This is a genomic window from Nocardia brasiliensis IFM 10847, assembly GCF_000710915.1.
Taxonomy (GTDB): Bacteria; Actinomycetota; Actinomycetes; order Mycobacteriales; family Mycobacteriaceae; genus Nocardia; species Nocardia brasiliensis_A.
In genome coordinates this window covers 1-20,163 of the sequence record NZ_BAUA01000129.1, presented here as the reverse complement: position 1 = coordinate 20,163, position 20,163 = coordinate 1, and the positions used below count along the sequence as shown (strand labels likewise).

Here is a 20,163-nt window from a genome sequence, read left to right as displayed (position 1 = left end):
GCGGTCGCCGGGCTCGACCCGCACGGCTGGGTATGCGCGTACGTACCCGTGCGTGGTGAACCGGGGTCGCTCGAACTGCTCGACGCGATGCGGACGGCCGGGGCGCGGGTGCTGCTCCCGGTGACCGGCCCGCCCGGGCCACTGGACTGGGCCGAATATCTGGGCCGGGAAAGCTTGCGGCGGGCCAAGTACGGCCTGCTCGAACCCACCGGCGCGGCGCTGACCAGCGCGGCGGTCGGCTGGGCCGAGCTGATCCTGGTGCCCGCGCTCGCGGTGGACCGGCGCGGAGTGCGGCTCGGGCGCGGGGCGGGCTATTACGACCGGACGCTCGCCGCGGCGCGGGCCGACGCCCGGCTGGTCGCGGTGGTCCGCGACGACGAGCTGGTGCCCCGACTGCCCGAGGAGCCGCACGATCTGCGGATGGGCTGGGCGCTCACGCCGCGCGGCGGGCTGCAACGGCTTGGCGAAGATCACGCGGCGGAATGAACGGCGGATTGGCAACGTTGGCACTGTCGGCTGTAGAGTGCCAGATGACGAAACTCGCGGAGGATGCTGTGCCAACTTACTCGTATGCGTGCACCCAGTGTGACAACCGCTTCGACATCGTTCAGTCCTTTTCCGACGAGTCGCTGACGGTCTGCCCGGAGTGCTCCGGAAAGCTGCGCAAGCTGTTCAACTCGGTCGGCATCGTGTTCAAGGGCAGCGGCTTCTACCGCACCGACAGCCGCGGCGGCGCGTCCACCGCGAGCGAGCCCGCGAAGTCCGACAACGGCAAGTCCGACAACGGCAAGTCCGACAACGGTTCGAGCTCGTCGACGTCCTCGGATTCCAGCTCGTCCAACGGCAGCAGCAGCACGGCGAGCACCGCCGTGGCCAGCTGATCTGCGAGTTATCCACAGGCTCTTCGTTTATCCACAGCAGCCCCTTTCCGGGGCCGATCGAGGACGGCCGCGATCATAAGATCCGACCATGACTCGCCCCTTCGCCGATCTCGGCCGCGAACACTTCGCGACGTGGCAGCGACCCTCATGGGCCGACAGCTTGCTGATGCGGCGGCTGCTGGCCGCCGGGCTGGTCATGGTGGCGGTGGTCCTGTTTCTGCGCGGTGACCCGGGTGCCGAACGCGCGACGGTGGTCGTAGCCGGCCGCGACCTCGCGCCGGGCCGAGTCCTCGAAGCCGATGATCTGCGCACCGCCCCGCGCGAAGCCGCAGCGCTGCCCGCGGGCGTCGTCCGTGATCCCGCGACCGTCCTCGGCGCGACGCTGACCGGTGCCGTGCGTGCCGGCGAAGTGTTCACCGATCTCCGGGTGGTCGGGTCGCGGCTGGCCGCCGTCGCGACCGGCGCGCGCGACGCCAGGATCGTGCCCATCCGGCTCGCCGACACCGCGGTCACCGAAATCCTGCGCGCAGGCGATCGGGTCGACGTGATCGGCGGCGAGGAACAGGGCAGCAGGCCTGCCCGCACCCTGGCCACCGATGCCGCGGTGGTCCTGGTGTCCGGCTCCGGGGACGGACGCGGTGTCAAGGAGCGAGTGGTGCTGGTCGCGATGGACGCCGAACATGCCGCGGTGGTCGCGGCCGCGTCCCTGCAGACCGCGCTCGCCGTCGTCTTCCACTGAGCAGACGGACAACCCCCAGGTCGGCCGAGAAGAGCTCACCGAGCGGATCCAGTTCCGGTCGATCCCGGCCGGGCGCGCATTGCGGGCGAGGTGGCCGCTCAGATGTTGTCCACACATTTGCCATCAAGGTCAACTAGCATCGCCCGTACCGGTAGGTGTCGCCCGGCCAGCTCGACTTGTCAGCTCCACAAGTAGAGGAGACATCGGCAATGCTCAAGGGTTTCAAGGATTTTCTGTTCCGCGGAAACGTCGTGGACCTGGCGGTCGCCGTGGTCATCGGCACCGCGTTCGTCGCGATCGTCACCGCTTTCACCAACGGCATCGTCAATCCGATCCTGGCCGTCTTCGGCGGCAGCAACGAATTGGGACTCGGCTTCCAGCTGGTTGCCGACAAACCCGCGACCTTCGTCCAGGTCGGCCCGATCATCACCGCGGCGATCAACTTCGTGATCATCGCCGCCGTGCTGTACTTCGTGCTGGTCCTGCCCGCCACCCACGTGAAGAAGAAGTTCAGCAAAGAGGCGGTCGAGCTCAGCGACACCGAACTGCTCATCCAGATCCGCGACCTGCTGGCCGAGGGCCAGCGCAGCGCCGGCGGTAAGCACGAGTCCTGAAACCTGTTGCCCAGCAACAGCACAAGCCCGTCGCAACCGCGACGGGCTTGTTTCGACTTATGCTGGTTGATTTTTGGCGTCAGCCGAGGCTGAAAGGCTGGCCCCACAACGTGATCCAGGTGACAAGCTGGTCGGTTTCCACGCTGAGACTGACGAACGCGCGAGCCTGCGCGGGCCCGCTGCAGCCGTAGAGGGCGATATTCTCGTTGGTCCAGCTGACCGAGCCGGTGCTGCCCTCGAACTGGTTGCGCGCCGTGTACACCTCGGTGCCGAGATCGCCCGCCTGCTCCAGATCGCGCACGTAGAACGACTGCACCTGGCCCGGACCGAGTACCAGCGTGCCGTCGGTGACGGCGCCGGTGCGCGGCGCGGCCGCGTCCAGCTCCCCGGTGCCACCGCCGCTGACGTCGGCCTCACAGCCGACGGTATAACCCGGGAAGATCGATCCGGCCTTGCCCTCGGGCGGCCCGGACAACTCGACCCGCACGCGTCCGGAGACCGCCGCGTTGCGCGGCAGCGGCAGCAGGCCCATGAACGGTTCGATGTCGACCGATTCGCCGGCCAATTCGATCGTCACCACGGTGCCGTCGGCCAGCGTCTTGGACAGTTCACCGCCGGGCAGCGCGACGAAGGTACCGGCATCGGCCGTGCCGGTGGCGCACAGACCCATCGCGACGGTGACGGCGGCGCCGAGCCCGGCCCGGCGCATCAGATTCTTGCGGTTGATCATCGTGTTTTGTCGACCCCTAGCGGAACGAATTCGCAACTGCGAGTGGAGAACCGAGGACAGCCCTGCCTCGGCGCTGGTGGCGGCGACAGACAGGAAACACCAAAGCGGGCCCGTCGCGGTGGCGACGGGCCCGCTTATGTCGTGCGAGGTGAGATCAGACGTCAGCCGAGGCTGAACGGCTGGCCCCACAGCGTCACGTAGGACATGACGTTGTCGGTCTCGACCTTGACCTTGACGAACGCGCGAGCCTGCGCGTAGCCGCCACAGCCGCCGAGGCCGATGGTGGAGTCGGCCCAGGTGACCGAGCCCTTGCCGTTCTTGAAGGTGATCTGGGTCGAGTGATCCTCGTTGCCGTAGTCGTCGGCAACTTCACGGTCGAGCAGGTAGAACGAGGTCGCCTGGCCCGGGCCGAGGGTCAGGTTGCCGCCGCCGCTGGCGCCGACGTTGCCGTCGCTACCGTCCCACTTGCCGCTGGCGTCGACGCCGCCGTTGGCACCGCCGCCGTCGATGTTGACCTGGCAGCCGACCACGTAGCCCGGGCGGATCTTGCCCGTCGCGGTGCCGTTGATCTCGACCTGCGCCGAACCGGACACCCACGCGTTGCGGTGCACCGGAGTCGAGCCCATGGACGGGTTGATGTTTGCCGACTCGTTGACGAGGCGGACCGTCACCACGGTGCCGTCGGACAGCGTCTTGGTGATCTCGCCGCCGGGAAGCGGCACGAAGGTGTCCGCGTTCGCGGCACCGATGGAGAACAGGCCCATGGCGATGGTTGCGGCGGCACCGACACCGGCTGCCCGCACCAAGTTCTTACGGTTGATCATTTGTTAAATCCCTCAGGGGTTGAGTTCGTTTCAGCGAGAAAGGTGTTCAACAATTCGAGAATTCGACAGTCGTCAGCCGATGCTGAACGGCGCACCGTAGAGGGTGGTCTTCGAGTAGTTGTCACCGATGATCTCGACCACGGTGTAGGAGCGCGCCTGGGCGTAGCCCGCGCAGCCCTGGATTTCCATCTCGACGTCCTGGTACTCGACCGAGTAGGCGCCGGGCTTGGTGATGTCCTTCAGTTCGATCTGGACGAACTTGACGTCACCGGGGCCCAGGTTCAGGCCGATGGAGCCACCGACACCACCGCTGGTGAGGTCGACCTTGCCCGAGACACCGACGGAGATCGCGTCATCGGCGATGCTGACCTGGCAGCCGATGATGTAACCGGTGTTGAGCTGGGACGTGCCGTGGGTCGAGGAGTTGTTGGTGCCGGGCTTGTTCGTCGCGCCGTTCCAGGGGCCGACCTTGCCCTCGGGGGTCTCGGTGACATCCGCCGAGGCGTTACCGGAAACCCAGACGACGCGGCCTGCGCCGTTGGCCGCAAGCGACGGCGAGACGATGGCGTGCTCTCCGGTGCGGGTAATGGTCACGCCCGGTCCGAGCTTCTGGCCGTCCGGCAACGGCACAAAAACATCAGCGCTGGCAGCGCCGGTCGAAAGGAGGCCCATGGCCACGGCAGCGGCAGCGCCGACGCCCGCGACGCGGGCACCGCGGCGCAGACCGTTGGTGCGGTTCTCGCTCATACTTCCCCTCATCAGGTTAAAACAGTCAGCCTCGACCATCGAGGCTGGACAGTGGTCCTCGCAGGCCCAGCTCAGTTTGTCGCCCTTTTGTTGCCGATGTGTAACCAGCAATTAAAGGTCGCCGCGACGCTCCGGCTGGCAACGGAACCGAGCCAGGTTCCGCCGGGTCGACGCGTACGTGCCGCACCCGGGCCGATGAAGTCCAGTGTGGGTGGCTCGTGGCGAACATTAAACGCTAGGTAACGGCACTGCAACGCGAGCTTTCGTAAAGATCAATGTGATGTAGATCACAGTCGTTAACAAAAGAATGCTATTTGACGTGCGCAAATTGCGTGGCGGAGACAGTCGGACCGACCGGACGGTGCCGACCGAGTCACTAAAACGCCAAGCGCGTGATACGGGACAAGGCCGTATGAGAACGGGAGGACACTCCCAGATCTGAAACATCGGCAGGTAATTTGCCGGGAAGCCGACTGGACGTTACGTAGCAACTACGTAGATATCGGCAATCAGCCGTGATGCGGCGGAATCTGGGAACGCAGCCAATCATCGGTCGAAGATGCGTTATCCGAATCGTGATCGCGTTCGTCGCGCGTAGTGTCTGGGAGGGTGTCGCCGAAGATAGCGGCCAGACGCGCCGCATCCCTCGCCCGGCGGGTCGCCGGACGAGGGATGTCGTCGGAAGAACTGGAAACCGTAATTATTCGACCAATCCGGAGAGTTCGCCGATCACTTTGCTGGCCAGCGGGCCGAGCGTCGCCATACCGTCACGCACGGCGGCCCGGGTGCCCGGCAGGTTCACCACCAGGGTGCTGCCGGAAACGCCGGCCACACCGCGGGACAGACCCGCGTCGAGCGAACCCGCCACCCGACCGGAGGAGCGCAGCGCCTCGCTGATGCCGGGCAGTTCGCGATCGAGGACCTGCGAGGTGGCCTCGGGAGTGACGTCACGCGGCGACATACCGGTGCCGCCGACCGAGATGACCAGGTCGACACCGCCGATCACCGCGGTGTTCAGCGCATTGCGGATCTCGACCTCGTCGGCCTGCACCGAGACCGAGGCGTCCACCAGGAAGCCCGCTTCGGTGAGCAGCTCGGTGACCAGCGGGCCGAGCGAGTCCACACCTCCATGCGCCGTTCGATCATCGACGACCACCACCAGAGCACGCCCCGCCACAGGAGCATCGATTTCCATGGTGCTCACCGTAGCGCCTGCGCCGAGAACGTCGGCGGCCGTGTCGAGCAGCGGAGTCCACCCGCCCTGCAGCACGCGCATCACCGCCCGCCGTCCGCGGGCGCACCGGTGAGAGTCACCTCGACGGTCTTCGGATTGTTGCCTTGTTCATCGGTATAGGTGACCTTCACCTTGTCTCCTGGTTGGTGCGAGCGGACCGCGGCGACGAGCGCGTCGCCCGAATCGATGGTCCGGTCATTCAGTTTCGTGACGACCACGCCCGCGGGGATGCCCGCCTTCGCGGCCGGCCCGTCCGGGGTGGCTTCCAGCACCCGTGCGCCGTTGGCGGTGTCCTGCTTCTGGATCTTGACGCCGATCTGCGCGTACGTCGCGTGACCGGTCTTGATGAGTTCGTCGGCGACGCGGCGGGCCTGGTCGACCGGGATGGCGAAGCCGAGGCCGATCGAGCCGCTCTGCTGACCGACACCCACCTCGCCGCCGCCCAGGCTGGCGATGGCGGTGTTGATGCCGATGAGCTTGCCACTGCCGTCGACGAGCGCGCCACCGGAATTACCCGGGTTGATGGCTGCGTCGGTCTGGATCGCGTCGATCACCGGATTCGCGGCGGCCGGATTCTGCGCGCCCTCACCGCTGGTCGAAACCGGGCGGTTCAGCGCGGAGACGATGCCGGTGGTGACCGTGCCCGCCAGGCCGAGCGGCGAACCGATCGCCACGACCGGCTGGCCGACCTGCAGGTTCGACGAGGTGCCCAGCTCGATCGGGGTCAGGCCGGACTTGCCGCTGACCTTGATGACGGCCAGGTCGGAGACGGGGTCCGCGCCGACGATCGTGGCGGGCGCGGAGCTGCCGTCGGAGAACATGACCTCCATCTTGGCGTTCGGGCCACCGCCCGCGGCCACGTGATTATTGGTCAGGATGAGTCCGTCGGAGGACAGCACCACACCGGAGCCCTCGCCCTCGGCCCGGCTGCTGGCCACCTTGATCATCACCACGCTGGGCAGCACCTTCTGCGCCACCGCCTGCGTCGATCCGGCCGGTGCGTTGGAGACGTTGTTGACGTTCGGCTTCGGCTGGTCCAGCGCGTTGGTGACGACCGAACTCCCGGTGTCGGAATGGCTGACCAGGGCGCCCACCGCGCCGCCGACGCCACCGCTGACCAGGGCCAGCGCCACCGCGCCCGCGACCAGTCCGGTCCGGATCGGGCGGCGGGCCGGCTTGGGCTCCTCGAAGGGGCCGCCCTGCGGCGCTTGCGGATCGAAGCCCGCGTGCGGATCGTAGGGCGGCGGCGCGCCGTACTCGGGGCCGGGGAACGGCTGCGTGTGCTGGGGCGGCGGCGGGTAGTGACCCATCGGATGCTGACCTTCGAACGACCCGTAGTTGTGCGGCGCATAGGCGGAATCCGCTGCGTACGGCTGGTTCGCCGATGCTGCCGGGATCTGTTCGGTCGGCTGCGGCCGGTCGGGCGTGGCGTTCGCCGCCTCGTCCCGCCGGTCCTGCGAATCCTCGGTCATGGACTCCTCGTTTCTCCTCAACGTCTGCCGACCAGCTTGACGACGACGACTGAGAGCGGACTGAGACCGTGCTTTCAATTGTCCGAGATGTCTACCCACTTCTCGCGGCCGCACGCGGCCACCCGCAACCGGGCCGAACTCCCCCCGCGCCCAGGAATAGCGTACGCACCGACCTGCGGATGCGCAGTACGTGCGAATCGACTCACTGCTCGTCGTCGAGCCTGGTGGGCGCGCCGGGCTCACCCGGAAGCACGATGCGGACGAGGGCGCCTCCGCGCGCGGAGGTATCGATGCCGATGGTGCCGCCGTGTTTGGTCACGACCTGCTTGACGATCGCCAAGCCGAGCCCCGAACCGGGCATCGAGCGCGACGCGGTGGTCCGGTAGAAGCGATCGAACACCAATTCGCGTTCCGCGGGCGGGATGCCGGGCCCGGCATCGTCGACAGTCAATTCCAGCAGACCGCGCCCGGCTTCGCGCATGTGCACCGCGACGGTGGCGCCCGCTGGACTCCACTTGGCCGCGTTGTCGAGCACATTGAGGATCGCCCGTTCCAGCCCGGCCTCGTGTCCGTAGACGAACCACGACCGCACCTGTGCGACGAACTCGACCGAGCCCCGCCGGCGGCGCACCCGTTCCAGTGCACGCTCGGCGACCTCGCCGAGATCGACTCGCTCGTACACGGTTTCGGGTGCGTCCTCGCGCGCCAGATCGACCAGGTCGCCGACCAGGTTGGACAGCTCTTCGATCTGGGCCATCACGTCGGCACGCAACTCGGCCATGTCTTCTTCCGGAATCCGCGGTGCGCCCGGACGACTGGAGGCCATCAGCAATTCGGTGTTCGTGCGCAACGAAGTGAGCGGCGTGCGTAGTTCGTGGCCCGCGTCCGCGACGAGTCTGCGCTGCCGGTCCCGGGATTCGGCGAGCGCGCGCAGCATGGTGTTGAAACTCTCGGTGAGCCGGGCGAGTTCGTCGTCACCGGTCACCGGGATGGGGGTCAGGTCGTCGGTCCGCGCGATCCGTTCAGTCGCCGCGGTCAGTCGTCCGATCGGCCGCAAGCCGGTGCGGCCGACCGCGGTACCCGCCGCAGCGGCCAGCACGACACCGCAGCCGCCGACCACGAACAACAGCCAGGCCAGCCGGTCGAGCACCTCCCTGGTGGGCTGCAAGCGCTGCGAGATCACCAGTGTCGCACCGAGATCGGTATGCACGGCCAGTACGCGCTGGGTGCCAACGGTGCGCAACGAGGAATTCATCCGGCTGTGCGCGACGTCCATTTCCTGTTGGCCCACGGGCGGCACCGTCAATTGCGGCGGCGCGTACGGCTGCAAATTGGGTGAGATCAGCGCGATGCCGGTGTCCGGATAGAACGATGTGGCGACCATCAGGTTCTGATAGTTGAACCCGTACGGATTGCTCGCGATCACCGCCGCGGCCCGGCTGCGCAGCTGGGTATCCACATTCGCGTACAGCGCGCGAGCAACCAAGGCGTAGGCCGCGATCGAGGTGACCGCGACCGCGATCGCGACCACCGACGCGGCCAGGAGGGTGACCCGCCAGCGCAGGGAGACCGAGCGGGTGAGTGGGATCGGGGGGCGCATCTCGGGGGGCTCCGGTTGCCCGAGCCCGGCGACCACCGGCCGCTTCGGAACATTTCGTGCCATGGCGTCCCCCTAGGGGGGTGTCTCCCTCAGGACATAGCCGACACCGCGCACGGTGTGAATGAGCCGGGGCTCGCCGTCGGCTTCGGTCTTGCGCCGCAAATATCCGATGTACACCTCGAGCGCGTTGCCCGAGGTCGGGAAGTCGTAACCCCAGACCTCCTCGAGGATGCGGCTACGGGTCAGCACCCGGCGCGGATTGGCCATCAGCATTTCCAGCAACGAGAACTCGGTGCGGGTGAGACTGATCGCCCGTTCGCCGCGAGAAACCTCCCGGGTCACCGGATCCAGCGACAAATCGGCGAACGTCATTGCCTCCGATGCCTCGCCGGGATCGGCGGTGGTGCGTCGCAACAGTGCGCGCAATCGGGCGAGCAATTCTTCCAATGCGAAGGGTTTCGGCAAATAGTCGTCCGCACCGGCGTCTAGTCCGGCAACGCGCTCGGACACCGAATCCCGTGCTGTCAAAACCAGAATGGGGAGATCGTCACCGGTACTGCGCAACCGCCGGCAGACCTCGAGGCCGTCCATCCGCGGCATCATCACGTCCAACACCAACGCGTCCGGTCGCTGATCGGTTGCCTTTTCCAGGGCATCCACCCCGTCGACCGCGAGATCGACGGAGTAGCCGTTGAAGGTCAGCGACCGGCGCAGCGACTCGCGGACGGCGCGATCGTCGTCTACTACCAGAATGCGCATGCGACCAGTTTGACCGTATCGACTGAGAGCCGACTGAGAGGGGACCTCCGACACGCCGTGCCGGGCGCGACGGCCCTCCGGCGACAGCAGCCAATCAGCAAACGGCCTACTCGAGCCAACTAGATCATCTGTCCAGTTAGTCTGTAGACTCTCGAAGTAGTGCAACGCGAAACCTGTTACGTGTAGCCATATTCGGGCACCATCAGACCTTGTCCCCCAGATTGCCGACGGTCCGTCTGCGCGGTATGTTCCGTGCGGTAAAAAGAAGACCTTTAGTTGGTTCTCGGCGGGTAGATCCCATATACGTTGAACAGCACGTGCCGTCCCGAGGGCCCTGCGCGGAGTGGAGGCGACGGAAGCGGAATGGAAGCAAAACCGCGTTCCTGGTATTTCAGCCTGTCCAACTTGCCGGTGACCCGGAAGGTCGGCATCGTTCTCCTCCTGCCGGTACTGCTGGCGTCCACCTTCGCTGTACTGCGCATCAACGATGAGCTCGGCACCATCTCACAGCTGAACGCCACTTCGGAGCAGGCCAGGATCATCCGCCCGATGCTCGCGTTCGGCGCGGCGACCGAACGGCTCGCGATCACCGCCGCCACCATGCGGGTCAACCAGACCCAGGATCCGGAACTCGACAAGATCAGCGCGCGGTTCGATCAGACGGCCGTCGATCTGGAAACAACGCTGCGGACCGCGACCGGCGACAGCCGCGTCACCACCGAACTGGGCGCCGCGATCGCGGCGGGCCGTACCATGCGCAACGGTCTGCGCACCAGCTCGCCCCAGGCCATCGCGGAGCAGTCCGACGAGGTCGCCGCGCGCATCGGTAATGCCATCGCGGTGTCGCCCTCGCTCGAGGAAGTCACCATTCAGCGGTACTTCCTGCAGCTCGGCGTGAGCACCAACGCCCGACGGGTGTTCACCCAGGAATACCTGATGATCACCACGGCCGACCCGGCCCGCAACCCCGCCGTGCAGGCCAAGCTGCTGGTGGCCCTGGGTTCGGAGATGGTGCTCAACGCGCAGTACGCACAGCTCAATCCGGCCTCGGCGATCAACGCCGAGGCGCTGCTCGGCGCGGTGCAGGCCCGGCTCGGCGCGCTCGGCCAAGGCGGCGACCCCGCCGCCATCATGAACTCGCTGAACACCTCGAGCACGTCCTACGACCAGGTCACCAACAACCTGGTCAACATCATCGATGACAAGCTCGCGAATCAGACCGCCGACGTACGCGGCAGCGTGCTGCGCGATGTCGCGATCGTGGTCACCACCCTGCTCGCCTGCCTGGTGCTCGGCTTGGCCGTCGCGCGGTCGCTGGTCGTGCCGATTCGCCGCCTGCGCGGCGACGCGCTGAAGGTCGCGCACGAGGATCTGCCGCGCGAACTCGAGCAGGCGCGTTCCGGTGGCGCCACCCCCGAGATCGCCAGGGTGGATGTGCACACCACCGAGGAGATCGGCCAGCTGGCCCGCGCCGTCGACGACATCCACCAGGCCGCGCTGCACCTGGCGGCCGATCAGGCCCGGCTGCGTTTGCAGATCGGCAACATGTTCGAGACCCTCTCGCGCCGTAGCCAATCGCTGGTCGAACAACAGCTGGCGCTGATCGAGGATCTGGAGCACGACGAGGACAACACCGAACGGCTGCAGAGCCTGTTCCGCCTCGACCACCTCGCCACCCGTATGCGACGCAACGGCGACAACCTGCTGGTGCTCGCGGGTACCGCGCTGCGACGCGGTCAGCTGCACCCGGTGCAGCTCTCGGACATGCTGTGGAGCGCGGTCTCCCAGGTCGAGGACTATCAGCGGGTGGAGATCACCGCGGTGCCCGAGGGCATCGTCGCGGGTGAGCCCGCGATCGACATCGAGCATCTGCTCGCCGAGCTGATCGACAACGCGCTGCGCTACTCACCGCCGACCACTCCGGTCACCGTGTCGGTGGCGCGGGCGGTCGACGGCGGCTATCTGATCGAGGTCACCGACCGCGGCCTAGGCATGGCCACCGACGATCTGCAGGTCATCAACGACCGGCTCGCCTCGGGTGGTGAGGTCACCGTCGAGACCGCCCGTCGCATGGGTCTTTTCGTGGTCGGCAGGCTCGCCAAGCGGCACACGATCACCGCGAGCCTGCGTCGCACCTCGACCATGGCACAGCAGCCCGGCATCACCGCGAGCGTGCACCTGCCGGGTGCGCTGGTCTCGCCGCCGCTGGACGCGACCGATCCGACCGGACAGCAACTGCAGTTCACCGGCGATTACGCACCGCCGGCGCCGCTGACCTCGTCGAATACCCAGCCGCGCAACCTGGTTCCGGTGCCGAGCCTGCCGCAGCACAACACGCCGCGCTTCGAGGTCTCCAATTCCGGCCTGCCGCAACGCAGGCCGGCCATTCGGGTCGCCGAGGCTCCGGGCCAGCCCTCGGTGTCGATGGCCACGCGCACCAATACCCCGGACAGCGACCCGGATTCGCAGCCGCCGACCCAGCCGTGGTCGATCAACGCCCCGACCGACGACCGGTCGCCGTTCGGCCCGCCGACGGTGAGCGAGGCGGGCAACGGCGCGAATCGCACGGCCGAGGCGGAGCAGGAACGTCCCGCGAACCTGTGGACCGAGCCGGAACGCTCCAGCTCGCTCGACCTCGACGAGCACAGCGGCGCCACCGAACCCACCGTCCGGGCGACCACGTCGCGGTCCGGCCTGCCCATCCGGCGGCCCGCCAACGCGCCGCAGCCCGAACCGCCGGCGGCCGCGCCGGAGCGGGAACCGGAGCCCGAACCCACGGCGACCTCGTCCCGGTTGCAGCCGGTGGCCGGCGCCTCGCCGACCCCGATCTATCAGCGCATGGTCTCGGAATGGCTGGTCGAGCCCGCGAGTTCGCAAGGCGCCGAGACGACCTGGACTTCGCCCGCCGATGCGGGCTGGATGGCCGCCGAGGAGGCGACCCGACCCACCCCGACCGGTCGCACGACCGGTGGACTTCCTATCCGCACGCCGGGCGCGCAACTCGTTCCCGGCGGCTTGGCCCAAGCAGACGAATCGGGAGCCCGTGACCCGGAGGAGATCCGGAACAACCTCACCAGGCATCTCAGTGGGGTCCGCAGTGGGCGGGCCAATGCGCAGTACAACGACGGAGGGCTTGCATGACCAACGCGAACAGCACCACGGATGAGAACCTGAACTGGCTGGTCGCCCGGTTCACCCGGGACGTGCCCGGCGTGTCCCATGCCGTGCTGGTGTCGGCCGACGGCCTGCTGCAGGCGACCAGTCCGCACCTACCCGCCGATCGTGCCGAGCAACTCGCTGCCGTCACGGCCGGTCTGGCCAGTCTGTCGATGGGTGCGGCCTCGCTCTTCGACGGCGGCAAGGTGATGCAGTCGATCGTGGAGATGCAGCGCGGCTACCTGCTGGTGATGAGTGTGGGCAACGGTTCGCACATCGCCGTGCTGGCCAACAAGTCCCACGACATCGGCCGGATCGGCTACGAGATGGCGTTGCTGGTCGACCGGGTCGGCTCGGTGGTCACGGCCACCGCCCGCACCGCGGTTTGAGCGTGAGATGTCCAATCCATTCGGACCTGGACCTAAACCGACCACTCGCGTCCGACCGTATGCCCTGACCTCGGGGCGTACCGAGCCCGCGGTCGACCTGCCGATGGAGGCGGTCATCGAGACCTTGTCCTACACTGCGCATCTCGACTGGCCAACCGGTGATGTCCGCACGGATATCCTTCGGCTCGGCACCCACCGGTTGTCGGTCGCCGAGATCGCCGCGCATCTGGACCGGCCGTTGGGCATGGTCCGGGTGATGATCGGTGACCTCGTCGTCGACGGCATCCTGCGGGTGCATTCGACACTGACCGACGAAGCGAGTTTCGACGAGCGTCGTAGTTTGATGGAGAGGACTTTGCGTGGACTCCGTGCCCTATAGGAAGATCGGGCCCGACACCAACCCCGGCCAGGGCGAGACGGAAACCCGGATGGCGTCGACGAAGATCGTCGTGGCCGGTGGTTTCGGCGCGGGTAAGACGACGTTCGTCGGTGCGGTGTCGGAGATTGTTCCCCTGCGGACCGAGGCGATGGTCACCAGGTTCTCCGACGGCATCGACGACCTCGCCGACACGCCGGAGAAGGAAACCACCACCGTCGCCATGGATTTCGGCCGGATCATCCTGCCGGGCAATCTGGTGCTGTACCTGTTCGGCACGCCGGGTCAGCGCCGCTTCTGGTTCATGTGGGACGACCTGATCCGCGGTGCGATCGGCGCCGTCGTGCTGATCGATACCCGCAGGCTGGAGGACAGCTTCGCGGCGGTCGACTTCTTCGAGGCCCGCAATCTGCCGTTCCTGGTGGCGGTCAACCGCTTTCCCAACGCGCCGCGTTTTCCGATCGCGGAGCTGCGCGAGGCGCTCGCCGTGCGCGAGGGCGTCCCGATCGTGGACATCGACGCGCGCAATGCCAACGAGGTTCGCCAGTCACTGGCCGCGGTGACCGAGTACGCCATTCAGCGCCTGGCTGTGCAGGAACGCGAACAGGCGGTGCTTTGAGCTACTTCACCATGGGCTACTGGATCATCGGCCTGTCCGTCGCGGTGTCGATGGTCGGTGCGCTGATCGGGTTCGCCTGTATCCGGCAGTCGACCATGTCGGCCACCGCGCAGTTCCGAGCGGTCTGGCAGGTGTCCGCGGCGATCTCCATCGGCGGTATCGGCGCCTGGCTGCCGGTGTTCGTCTCGATGCTCGGTGTCACGGTGCCGGGCAGCCTGATTCGCTACGACGTGACCCGGGTCGCCGGCGCCGCGCTGGCCGCGGTGCTCGCGGTGTGGGCCGCGCTCGTGCTGCTGGGCCGCACCGCCGCGGTACCACGCCTGATCCTCGCGGGCGTGGTGATGGGCGGCGGATTGGGTTTGATGCACTATCTCGCACTGGACGCGGTGCGCATCCAAGGCTCGACCAGCTTGGACCCCTTGCTGATCGGGGGTGCGGTCGCGATCGCTGTCGTGGTCTGCCTCGCCACCCTGTGGTTCGTCGGTTCGCCGCGGTCGATGCCGGCCCTGACCGGCGCTGCGCTGCTGTTCGCGGCCGGTGTCGCGGCCATGCACTACACCGATCTGGCCGGGTTGCAGGCGAATCCGAGTTCGGGCCGTTCGGTCCCGGCCGGTGAGGATCTGTTCGGCTTCTTCGTTCCGGTGTTCGTGATCGGGATGCTCTCGCTGGCCATTCCGATCAGCGCGATTCTGGTCGCGCCGGATCGGCGGCCGATGGTCCAGCCGCGGCCGGTAGGAACGAACTCCGCCTTCTGAGCACCGCCGCTGCGCCGGTTCGGCGATGCCCCGGAATTCCATCTCGGCCCGATTTACAGTGAGAGACATGCGTTTCGGTCTGGACTACGCCGCCGGTCGTCCGGGTGGCGCGGCGATCCGCGCGGCGGGGTTCGACTTCGTGGTCCGGTATCTGTCCGACGGCGGTCCTACCCTGCCGGGCAAGTTGCTGACCCCGGCCGAGGCCGATGACCTGCGCGCACACGGTATTTCGATCGTGTCGAACTGGGAGACCACGGCCACGCGCATGCTGGACGGTTACGGCGCGGGGATCGTCGATGCCCGCGCGGGACTGGCACAGGTATTGCGCTGCGGCGGCCGGGAGGATCGGCCGATCTACTTCTCCGCCGATTTCGATGCGACGCCGCAGGATCAGCAGCGCCTCAACGCCTATCTGGACGGTGCGGCGACGGTGCTCGGGCGCGCGAATGTCGGTGTCTACGGCGGTTATTGGTCGGTGAGCCGGGCCTTGGACGCGGGCAGTGCCGCCTGGGCGTGGCAGACCGAGGCATGGTCGGGCGGCAAGGTCGAGACGCGCCGCAATATCCATCAGACGTCGCGGCAGCAGATCGTCGGCGGCGTGGTCTGCGATGTGAACGTGGCCGAGACGACCGATTTCGGCCAGTGGGATTCCGGACAGGAAGGCGGCGACGTGACGCCGGAGCAAGAGGCAGTGCTGCGCGATATCCAGATCCAGTTGCGCGGACCGGGTTTGGCGGGCTGGCCGCAGCTGGGTACCGACGCGGAGGGCCGCAAGCGCACGGTGGTGGACGGGCTGGCCGCCGCCCTGGCGCGGATCGATGAGCTGGAGGGCGAGGTCGGCGAACTGCGCACCGAGATCAGCGAATTGGAGGCGACGACCGCCGACCTGGTCGAACAGGTGGAGCGGCTGAACGGCAGACATTGGCCGTGGCCGTTCTCGCTGATCGAGGGGCCCGCGGCGTTGGTCGGCGAGCAGTTGGCCCGCCTGGAGGCACTGTTGCCCGACTTGCCCGGTTTGCCGGGGAATGACGCGGGTAAACCGGGCAATGACGCCCTCGGGTCGCGTACTGCGCGGTGAGTTCGACTGCTGTCGCGGATCGGACCGCAGGCGAGAAAGCCTTGTAGCCAGGAAGTTTGGCGATGAGCGGGTTCTCTCGGCAACCGGGAGAACCCGCCCTCTCGCACGAGGGTACCGGCGTCGGGACACGAACGCATCACTTCATGAAGACTTTTCCGACCGCCAATAACCAACCCACAGTAGGTATTTCACCCATAAGCTATTCAGGCGCAATTCCATCGTCCACGAGGTCACCCCGTCACTTCGAACATACCGATTGCTGCTCGATTGCGGGCGGCTCCCTCGGGCGGCCGCTACCGGTAATCAACCCCGCGTGACAAGGCTCGCGAGCGGCTCGTGCGTCGCTCGGCGCGTTCATCGCCCACGACGGCACAGGGCGCGTTATCGTCGGCTGGCACAAGGCGCTCGATCGGGCGCCGCACATTCAGGTTCGTTCGAAGGAGTTCGCATGGCCGTCAACGTGGTGCTCGACAAGGCTCTCGACAAGGCGTACGAGAACAAGTCGCTGAAGGAAATCCTCTCCGCTCCGCCCTCGGCCCTCGCCGGTCTCACCGAAGCGCACGACAAGCAGCTGCTCGAGGCGCTCAAGATCAAGTCGATCGCCGACCTCGCCAACAACAAGTACTTCCGGCTCGCCGCGACGCTCGCGGACCTCGCCGAAAAAGAGGGATAACCGGCAACGACGGCGGGCCCGCAGCTTTCCCTGCGGGCCCGCCGTCGTGCACGCGCTAGAGCCGGTCCAGATCGATCAAGCCGCGCCGCACCGCCGCGACCAACCGGCGCGGCACCTTGTGCACGACACCGCCGACGGTCACCGGCACCAGATCCGGCGGCGTCGCCTTCCACTGCGCGCGCCTGCTACGCGTGTTCGAGCGCGACATCCGCCGCTTCGGCACCGCCATCTCAGGCCTCCCCGCGCCGCGTGCGCTTGCCGTACTTGCGCTCGAACTTCTCCACCCGGCCCTGGCTGTCCAGCACGCGGTGCGCGCCGGTCCAGAACGGGTGCGAATCGGCGGTCACGTCGACCTTGATCAGCGGGTAGGTGTTGCCGTCGGACCACTGCACGGTGTTGGCGCTCGTGGCCGTCGAGCGGGTGAGGAACTGTTTGCCGGTGCCTGCGTCCTCGAACACCACCGGGTGGTAGTCCGGATGGATCCCTGTCTTCATAGTGCTTCTCCTCTCGGGCTGTTGCTCTCTTCGACCGGCATGGGAACGTCGCTTTCGCAGGGGTCGGCGTGCCAGCTGCCGAACGGGTCCTCCCATTCGGCGACCCGCTCCGGTGACCGCTCGACCAGCCGCAGTTCGTCGTCCTCCACCAGCGCCCAGTGCAGCGCCGTGCGGATCTCGGCCGGGTCGGCGTCGTGCACCAGGATCACCAGCGAGATGTCGCGATCGCCGAACTGGTCGTCCCAGCGCAGCGCGGCCATCGCCCGGCGATCCGGATCCGCCTGCGCCAGTTCCGCTTCCGACATCGCGGCCAGCCAGCGGCCCGCACTGCCGACGCGCAGGCCACCACCCGCGGACTCCAGCCACGCCACCTCGTCCGGCTGGGTGGCCAGCCACATCCGGCCGCGCGCGGTCACCACGCCGTCGAAGAGCACGTCGAGCGCCTCGTGCAGGCGAGCCGGGTGGAACGGTCTGCTCGCGGCGAACTCCAGCAAGGTGACGCCGTAATCGCTGCTGAGCGGCGGCTGCCCGCGCAGCAGTGGCGCGTGCGCGTCGAACACCCGGCCGCGCCGCGCGTGCGCGGGGATCCGCGCGAGCAACGCCTCGACCTGCGCGTTGTGCACCGTGTCCGGATCGTCGACCCAGACCACCGGCGCGTCGGGCACCAGCCGGGCCAGCACCGCGGCCAGCCGGCCGCGCTCGGCCTCGCCACCTACCTCGACAGGCCCCAAAGCCAGGACGGCATCGGCGAATTCGACCTGGCCGACGGCCAGCTGCGCCACCGTGCGCTCATCGTCGGCCCGGGCCAGGCCGCGCTCGGCGAGCGTCTCCTCGCCGGTCGCGTCGGCCAGCCAGGCACTCGCATCCAAACAGGTCAGCACCGCTTCGATCCGTACGTCCCGTCCGGCCGGCGCGTCGACCCGGCCCAGGATGCCCTCGACCACCACGTGGTCGATCGCCTGGCACACGGCCTCGGCTTCGAAGGCGGGATCCAGGGCGAGCACGATGCGATCGACGGAGTCCCGCGCGGCCAGGGTGCGCAGCAGCGGCAGCAGATCCCGGCGCAGCGTGCACGAGACGCAGCCGTGCGCGAGCTCGAGCACGTCCGAGGTCTCGTAGGTCGCGCTGCGCACCGTGCGATGCACGATGCCTTCGCGCAGTTGCCGCAGGTCGTGCTGGACGACCACCGTGCCCGCGCCTTCGGAAACCTGGCACAGCGCGGTCGCGACCCGGTGGACGCCTGCCTCGGCGAGCCCGGCGAAGCCCGCGAGCACTACGACGGGCGTGCGTCGGTCGGCCTCAGGTGGGAGCACGGACAGCACCTCTTTTCGATAACGATTTTCATTTGCCGTAAGCCGACGGTACATTGTCGAGCAGCCGTTGTCGAAAATGATTGTCATCTACCCGAAGGAGCCCGCATGTCGGCGCACTGCCAGGTCACCGGGCGCCGGCCCGGATTCGGCAAGTCCGTTTCGCACTCGCACAAGCGGACGAGCCGCCGCTGGAACCCCAACATCCAGCGCAAGACCTATTACCTGCCCAGCGAAGACCGCCGCATCACGCTCACCGTGTCGGCCAAGGGCATCAAGACCATCGACCGGGACGGGATCGAAGCCGTGGTGGCGCGCATCCGGGCCCGCGGCGACAAGATCTGATCAGGAGCAGCCATGGCGTCCAAGTCGACCGAGATCCGGCCGATCATCAAACTGAAGTCCACCGCCGGCACCGGGTACACGTACGTGACCAGGAAGAACCGCCGCAACGATCCCGACCGCATGGTGCTGCGGAAGTACGACCCGGTGGTTCGCAAGCACGTCGATTTCCGAGAGGAGCGCTGATATGGCGAAGAAGTCGAAGATCGCCCGCGACGCGCAGCGCCGCGCCGTGGTCGAGCGCTTCGCCGACCGGCGCGCCGAGCTGAAAGAACTGATCCGCAAGCCGGGCACATCGGCCGCCGTGCGCGCCGAGGCCCAGGCTGAGCTGCGACGACAGCCGCGCGATGCCAGTCCGGTACGATTGCGCAATCGGGACGCCGCCGATGGACGACCCCGCGGTCACCTCCGGAAGTTCGGCCTTTCCCGTGTGCGTGTGCGCGAGATGGCCCATCGGGGCGAGTTGCCCGGTGTGCGCAAATCGAGCTGGTAGACAACCACTGTTCTCGTACGAAGGATCCCGTCATATGGCAGTCAAGCGAGCACCGTCGAAGAAGGTTCGCGCCGAGCAGGCCCGCCGTCCGAAGAAGAACCCGCTCATCGCCGCCGGCATCGAGAAGGTCGACTACAAGGACATCAACCTGCTGCGCACGTTCATCTCCGATCGAGGCAAGATTCGCAGCCGCCGGGTCACCGGACTCACTCCGCAGCAGCAGCGCCAGGTCGCCGTCGCGGTGAAGAACGCCCGCGAGATGGCCCTGCTGCCGTTCACCAGCCGGTAGACCAGAACTTCACCCCTCCGGCGACGCTCCCCAACCGCGGGGCGTCGCCGGTTGGCGTTCCGGCTACTTCGCGGCGAAAGCCCAAGCGAAGGCGCTCTGCAACGTGGCGTGCTCGAACTCGAAGCCGGTGGCCACCAGCACCTTCGGACGCATCTTGTGCCCGTGCAACAGTTCCGCGCCCGCCTCGCCGCCGATCAGCTTCAGCACCGCCCCGGGCAGCACCAGCTTGGCGGGCCGGTGCAACGCAGCCGCGAAAGCCCTGGCGAACTCCGCGTTGGTGACCGCCTCCGGCGCGACGAGGTTGACCGGCCCAGCGACCGTGCCGGTCAGCAGCGAGGTGACCGCCGAGGTCCAGTCGCGCAGCGAGATCCAGGGCAGATACTGCGTGCCGGAGCCGAAACGGCCGCCCAGTCCGAGTTTGAAGATCGGGCGTAGCCGCGTGATCATCTCGGACTCCGCCGCAAGCACATTCGAGGTGCGCAGCAGCACCACGCGAGCACCCGCCGCGGTGGCCGCCGCGGTGGCCGCCTCCCAGTCCCGGCACATCGTGCCCAGGAAGTCTGTTGCGGCAGGTGTGGACTCGTCCACG

At 67.6% G+C, this 20,163-nt stretch carries 26 protein-coding genes; 15 read left to right on the top strand and 11 right to left on the bottom strand.

What is annotated here, in order from left to right; translation table 11 throughout:
• The 4 genes from NBRGI_RS26985 to mscL form a co-directional block, all read left to right on the top strand.
• A partial coding sequence (locus NBRGI_RS26985) for a 5-formyltetrahydrofolate cyclo-ligase (RefSeq protein ID WP_029900013.1) occupies positions 1-486 on the top strand: 486 nt, incomplete at its 5' end.
• Positions 487-554: 68 nt separating this feature from the next.
• A complete protein-coding gene (locus tag NBRGI_RS26980) occupies positions 555-881 on the top strand; it encodes an FmdB family zinc ribbon protein (protein ID WP_029900012.1) in 327 nt (108 codons plus the stop codon).
• 88 nt (positions 882-969) lie between these two features.
• The gene (locus tag NBRGI_RS26975) at positions 970-1,620 is read left to right on the top strand and encodes an SAF domain-containing protein (protein WP_029900011.1); all 651 of its coding nucleotides are present in this window, start codon (positions 970-972) and stop codon (positions 1,618-1,620) included.
• 209 nt (positions 1,621-1,829) lie between these two features.
• Complete coding sequence (gene mscL / locus NBRGI_RS26970; protein ID WP_029900010.1) at positions 1,830-2,234, top strand: large conductance mechanosensitive channel protein MscL; 405 nt, start codon at positions 1,830-1,832, stop codon at positions 2,232-2,234.
• Positions 2,235-2,313: 79 nt separating this feature from the next.
• Here the strand turns inward: mscL and NBRGI_RS26965 are convergent, their stop codons facing one another.
• From NBRGI_RS26965 to NBRGI_RS26935, 7 genes are all read right to left on the bottom strand, one after another.
• On the bottom strand, positions 2,314-2,964 hold the full coding sequence (locus tag NBRGI_RS26965; protein WP_029900009.1) for an MspA family porin: 651 nt from the start codon (positions 2,962-2,964) through the stop codon (positions 2,314-2,316).
• Between the two features lie 161 nt (positions 2,965-3,125).
• Complete coding sequence (locus NBRGI_RS26960) at positions 3,126-3,788, bottom strand: MspA family porin (RefSeq protein ID WP_029900008.1); 663 nt, start codon at positions 3,786-3,788, stop codon at positions 3,126-3,128.
• A 72-nt stretch (positions 3,789-3,860) separates the two neighbouring features.
• On the bottom strand, positions 3,861-4,535 hold the full coding sequence (locus NBRGI_RS26955) for an MspA family porin (protein WP_029900007.1): 675 nt from the start codon (positions 4,533-4,535) through the stop codon (positions 3,861-3,863).
• Positions 4,536-5,235: 700 nt separating this feature from the next.
• On the bottom strand, positions 5,236-5,730 hold the full coding sequence (locus NBRGI_RS26950) for a MogA/MoaB family molybdenum cofactor biosynthesis protein (RefSeq protein ID WP_218471713.1): 495 nt from the start codon (positions 5,728-5,730) through the stop codon (positions 5,236-5,238).
• A gap of 80 nt (positions 5,731-5,810) precedes the next feature.
• Positions 5,811-7,241 (bottom strand): S1C family serine protease, encoded by a 1,431-nt coding sequence (locus NBRGI_RS26945; RefSeq protein ID WP_081878243.1) that lies wholly within the window; start codon positions 7,239-7,241, stop codon positions 5,811-5,813.
• A 202-nt stretch (positions 7,242-7,443) separates the two neighbouring features.
• Positions 7,444-8,904 (bottom strand): HAMP domain-containing sensor histidine kinase, encoded by a 1,461-nt coding sequence (locus tag NBRGI_RS26940; RefSeq protein WP_029900005.1) that lies wholly within the window; start codon positions 8,902-8,904, stop codon positions 7,444-7,446.
• Positions 8,905-8,913: 9 nt separating this feature from the next.
• The gene (locus NBRGI_RS26935) at positions 8,914-9,600 is read right to left on the bottom strand and encodes a response regulator transcription factor (protein WP_029900004.1); all 687 of its coding nucleotides are present in this window, start codon (positions 9,598-9,600) and stop codon (positions 8,914-8,916) included.
• Between the two features lie 363 nt (positions 9,601-9,963).
• Here NBRGI_RS26935 and NBRGI_RS26930 point away from each other — a divergent pair, with 363 nt between their 5' ends.
• The 7 genes from NBRGI_RS26930 (at position 9,964) to NBRGI_RS26900 (ending at position 16,646) form a co-directional block, all read left to right on the top strand.
• Positions 9,964-12,741 (top strand): sensor histidine kinase, encoded by a 2,778-nt coding sequence (locus NBRGI_RS26930; RefSeq protein WP_029900003.1) that lies wholly within the window; start codon positions 9,964-9,966, stop codon positions 12,739-12,741.
• The gene (locus NBRGI_RS26925) at positions 12,738-13,145 is read left to right on the top strand and encodes a roadblock/LC7 domain-containing protein (protein ID WP_014988302.1); all 408 of its coding nucleotides are present in this window, start codon (positions 12,738-12,740) and stop codon (positions 13,143-13,145) included. Before NBRGI_RS26930 ends, NBRGI_RS26925 begins: the two co-directional genes overlap by 4 nt.
• Before the next feature lie 7 nt (positions 13,146-13,152).
• Entirely contained in the window at positions 13,153-13,524 is a 372-nt protein-coding gene (locus NBRGI_RS26920) for a DUF742 domain-containing protein (protein WP_029900002.1), read from the top strand.
• Positions 13,525-13,573: 49 nt separating this feature from the next.
• Positions 13,574-14,140, top strand: a complete 567-nt coding sequence (locus NBRGI_RS26915) for a GTP-binding protein (protein ID WP_029900001.1) — start codon at positions 13,574-13,576, stop codon at positions 14,138-14,140.
• Complete coding sequence (locus NBRGI_RS26910) at positions 14,137-14,895, top strand: MHYT domain-containing protein (RefSeq protein WP_051728052.1); 759 nt, start codon at positions 14,137-14,139, stop codon at positions 14,893-14,895. The genes NBRGI_RS26915 and NBRGI_RS26910 overlap by 4 nt, the downstream gene beginning before the upstream one ends.
• Positions 14,896-14,962: 67 nt before the next feature.
• The gene (locus tag NBRGI_RS26905) at positions 14,963-15,973 is read left to right on the top strand and encodes a DUF1906 domain-containing protein (RefSeq protein ID WP_051728051.1); all 1,011 of its coding nucleotides are present in this window, start codon (positions 14,963-14,965) and stop codon (positions 15,971-15,973) included.
• 448 nt (positions 15,974-16,421) lie between these two features.
• Positions 16,422-16,646 (top strand): hypothetical protein, encoded by a 225-nt coding sequence (locus NBRGI_RS26900; protein ID WP_029899998.1) that lies wholly within the window; start codon positions 16,422-16,424, stop codon positions 16,644-16,646.
• A gap of 55 nt (positions 16,647-16,701) precedes the next feature.
• Here the strand turns inward: NBRGI_RS26900 and rpmF are convergent, their stop codons facing one another.
• From rpmF to mrf, 3 genes are read right to left on the bottom strand one after another with little or no spacing between them, the layout of a single operon-like run.
• Positions 16,702-16,875 carry a 50S ribosomal protein L32 gene (rpmF, locus tag NBRGI_RS26895; RefSeq protein WP_014988308.1) on the bottom strand — a complete coding sequence of 58 codons (174 nt, stop codon included), beginning with the start codon at positions 16,873-16,875 and terminating at the stop codon, positions 16,702-16,704.
• Between the two features lies 1 nt (position 16,876).
• On the bottom strand, positions 16,877-17,140 hold the full coding sequence (locus NBRGI_RS26890) for a type B 50S ribosomal protein L31 (protein WP_029899997.1): 264 nt from the start codon (positions 17,138-17,140) through the stop codon (positions 16,877-16,879).
• Positions 17,137-18,462 carry a ribosome hibernation factor-recruiting GTPase MRF gene (gene mrf / locus NBRGI_RS26885; protein ID WP_029899996.1) on the bottom strand — a complete coding sequence of 442 codons (1,326 nt, stop codon included), beginning with the start codon at positions 18,460-18,462 and terminating at the stop codon, positions 17,137-17,139. The genes NBRGI_RS26890 and mrf overlap by 4 nt, the downstream gene beginning before the upstream one ends.
• A gap of 96 nt (positions 18,463-18,558) precedes the next feature.
• Between mrf and rpmB the strand changes: the two genes are divergently transcribed.
• The 4 genes from rpmB to rpsR are packed head-to-tail and all read left to right on the top strand — an operon-like array spanning position 18,559 to position 19,574.
• Positions 18,559-18,795, top strand: coding sequence for a 50S ribosomal protein L28 (gene rpmB / locus NBRGI_RS26880; RefSeq protein ID WP_014988311.1), 237 nt, complete (start codon positions 18,559-18,561; stop codon positions 18,793-18,795).
• A 12-nt stretch (positions 18,796-18,807) separates the two neighbouring features.
• On the top strand, positions 18,808-18,978 hold the full coding sequence (rpmG, locus tag NBRGI_RS26875; protein WP_014988312.1) for a 50S ribosomal protein L33: 171 nt from the start codon (positions 18,808-18,810) through the stop codon (positions 18,976-18,978).
• Position 18,979: 1 nt separating this feature from the next.
• The gene (gene rpsN, locus NBRGI_RS26870) at positions 18,980-19,285 is read left to right on the top strand and encodes a 30S ribosomal protein S14 (RefSeq protein WP_029899995.1); all 306 of its coding nucleotides are present in this window, start codon (positions 18,980-18,982) and stop codon (positions 19,283-19,285) included.
• A gap of 34 nt (positions 19,286-19,319) precedes the next feature.
• Positions 19,320-19,574, top strand: coding sequence for a 30S ribosomal protein S18 (gene rpsR, locus NBRGI_RS26865; protein WP_014988314.1), 255 nt, complete (start codon positions 19,320-19,322; stop codon positions 19,572-19,574).
• A gap of 63 nt (positions 19,575-19,637) precedes the next feature.
• On the opposite strand, the gene NBRGI_RS26860 is transcribed toward rpsR, so the two are convergent.
• Positions 19,638-20,163: DUF1731 domain-containing protein (locus tag NBRGI_RS26860; RefSeq protein ID WP_029899994.1), on the bottom strand; the 526-nt coding region annotated here is incomplete at its 5' end.

Bases quoted from the DNA above. Each gene is read 5' to 3' on its own strand.
- NBRGI_RS26975 (WP_029900011.1), top strand. From the start codon at position 970: ATGACTCGCCCCTTCGCCGATCTCGGCCGCGAACACTTCGCGACGTGG.
- mscL (WP_029900010.1), top strand. From the start codon at position 1,830: ATGCTCAAGGGTTTCAAGGATTTTCTGTTCCGCGGAAACGTCGTGGAC.
- NBRGI_RS26965 (WP_029900009.1), bottom strand. From the start codon at position 2,964: ATGATCAACCGCAAGAATCTGATGCGCCGGGCCGGGCTCGGCGCCGCC.
- NBRGI_RS26960 (WP_029900008.1), bottom strand. From the start codon at position 3,788: ATGATCAACCGTAAGAACTTGGTGCGGGCAGCCGGTGTCGGTGCCGCC.
- NBRGI_RS26955 (WP_029900007.1), bottom strand. From the start codon at position 4,535: ATGAGCGAGAACCGCACCAACGGTCTGCGCCGCGGTGCCCGCGTCGCG.
- NBRGI_RS26950 (WP_218471713.1), bottom strand. From the start codon at position 5,730: ATGGAAATCGATGCTCCTGTGGCGGGGCGTGCTCTGGTGGTGGTCGTC.
- NBRGI_RS26945 (WP_081878243.1), bottom strand. From the start codon at position 7,241: ATGACCGAGGATTCGCAGGACCGGCGGGACGAGGCGGCGAACGCCACG.
- NBRGI_RS26940 (WP_029900005.1), bottom strand. From the start codon at position 8,904: ATGGCACGAAATGTTCCGAAGCGGCCGGTGGTCGCCGGGCTCGGGCAA.
- NBRGI_RS26935 (WP_029900004.1), bottom strand. From the start codon at position 9,600: ATGCGCATTCTGGTAGTAGACGACGATCGCGCCGTCCGCGAGTCGCTG.
- NBRGI_RS26930 (WP_029900003.1), top strand. From the start codon at position 9,964: ATGGAAGCAAAACCGCGTTCCTGGTATTTCAGCCTGTCCAACTTGCCG.
- NBRGI_RS26925 (WP_014988302.1), top strand. From the start codon at position 12,738: ATGACCAACGCGAACAGCACCACGGATGAGAACCTGAACTGGCTGGTC.
- NBRGI_RS26920 (WP_029900002.1), top strand. From the start codon at position 13,153: ATGTCCAATCCATTCGGACCTGGACCTAAACCGACCACTCGCGTCCGA.
- NBRGI_RS26915 (WP_029900001.1), top strand. From the start codon at position 13,574: ATGGCGTCGACGAAGATCGTCGTGGCCGGTGGTTTCGGCGCGGGTAAG.
- NBRGI_RS26905 (WP_051728051.1), top strand. From the start codon at position 14,963: ATGCGTTTCGGTCTGGACTACGCCGCCGGTCGTCCGGGTGGCGCGGCG.
- NBRGI_RS26900 (WP_029899998.1), top strand. From the start codon at position 16,422: ATGGCCGTCAACGTGGTGCTCGACAAGGCTCTCGACAAGGCGTACGAG.
- rpmF (WP_014988308.1), bottom strand. From the start codon at position 16,875: ATGGCGGTGCCGAAGCGGCGGATGTCGCGCTCGAACACGCGTAGCAGG.
- NBRGI_RS26890 (WP_029899997.1), bottom strand. From the start codon at position 17,140: ATGAAGACAGGGATCCATCCGGACTACCACCCGGTGGTGTTCGAGGAC.
- rpmB (WP_014988311.1), top strand. From the start codon at position 18,559: ATGTCGGCGCACTGCCAGGTCACCGGGCGCCGGCCCGGATTCGGCAAG.
- rpmG (WP_014988312.1), top strand. From the start codon at position 18,808: ATGGCGTCCAAGTCGACCGAGATCCGGCCGATCATCAAACTGAAGTCC.
- rpsN (WP_029899995.1), top strand. From the start codon at position 18,980: ATGGCGAAGAAGTCGAAGATCGCCCGCGACGCGCAGCGCCGCGCCGTG.
- rpsR (WP_014988314.1), top strand. From the start codon at position 19,320: ATGGCAGTCAAGCGAGCACCGTCGAAGAAGGTTCGCGCCGAGCAGGCC.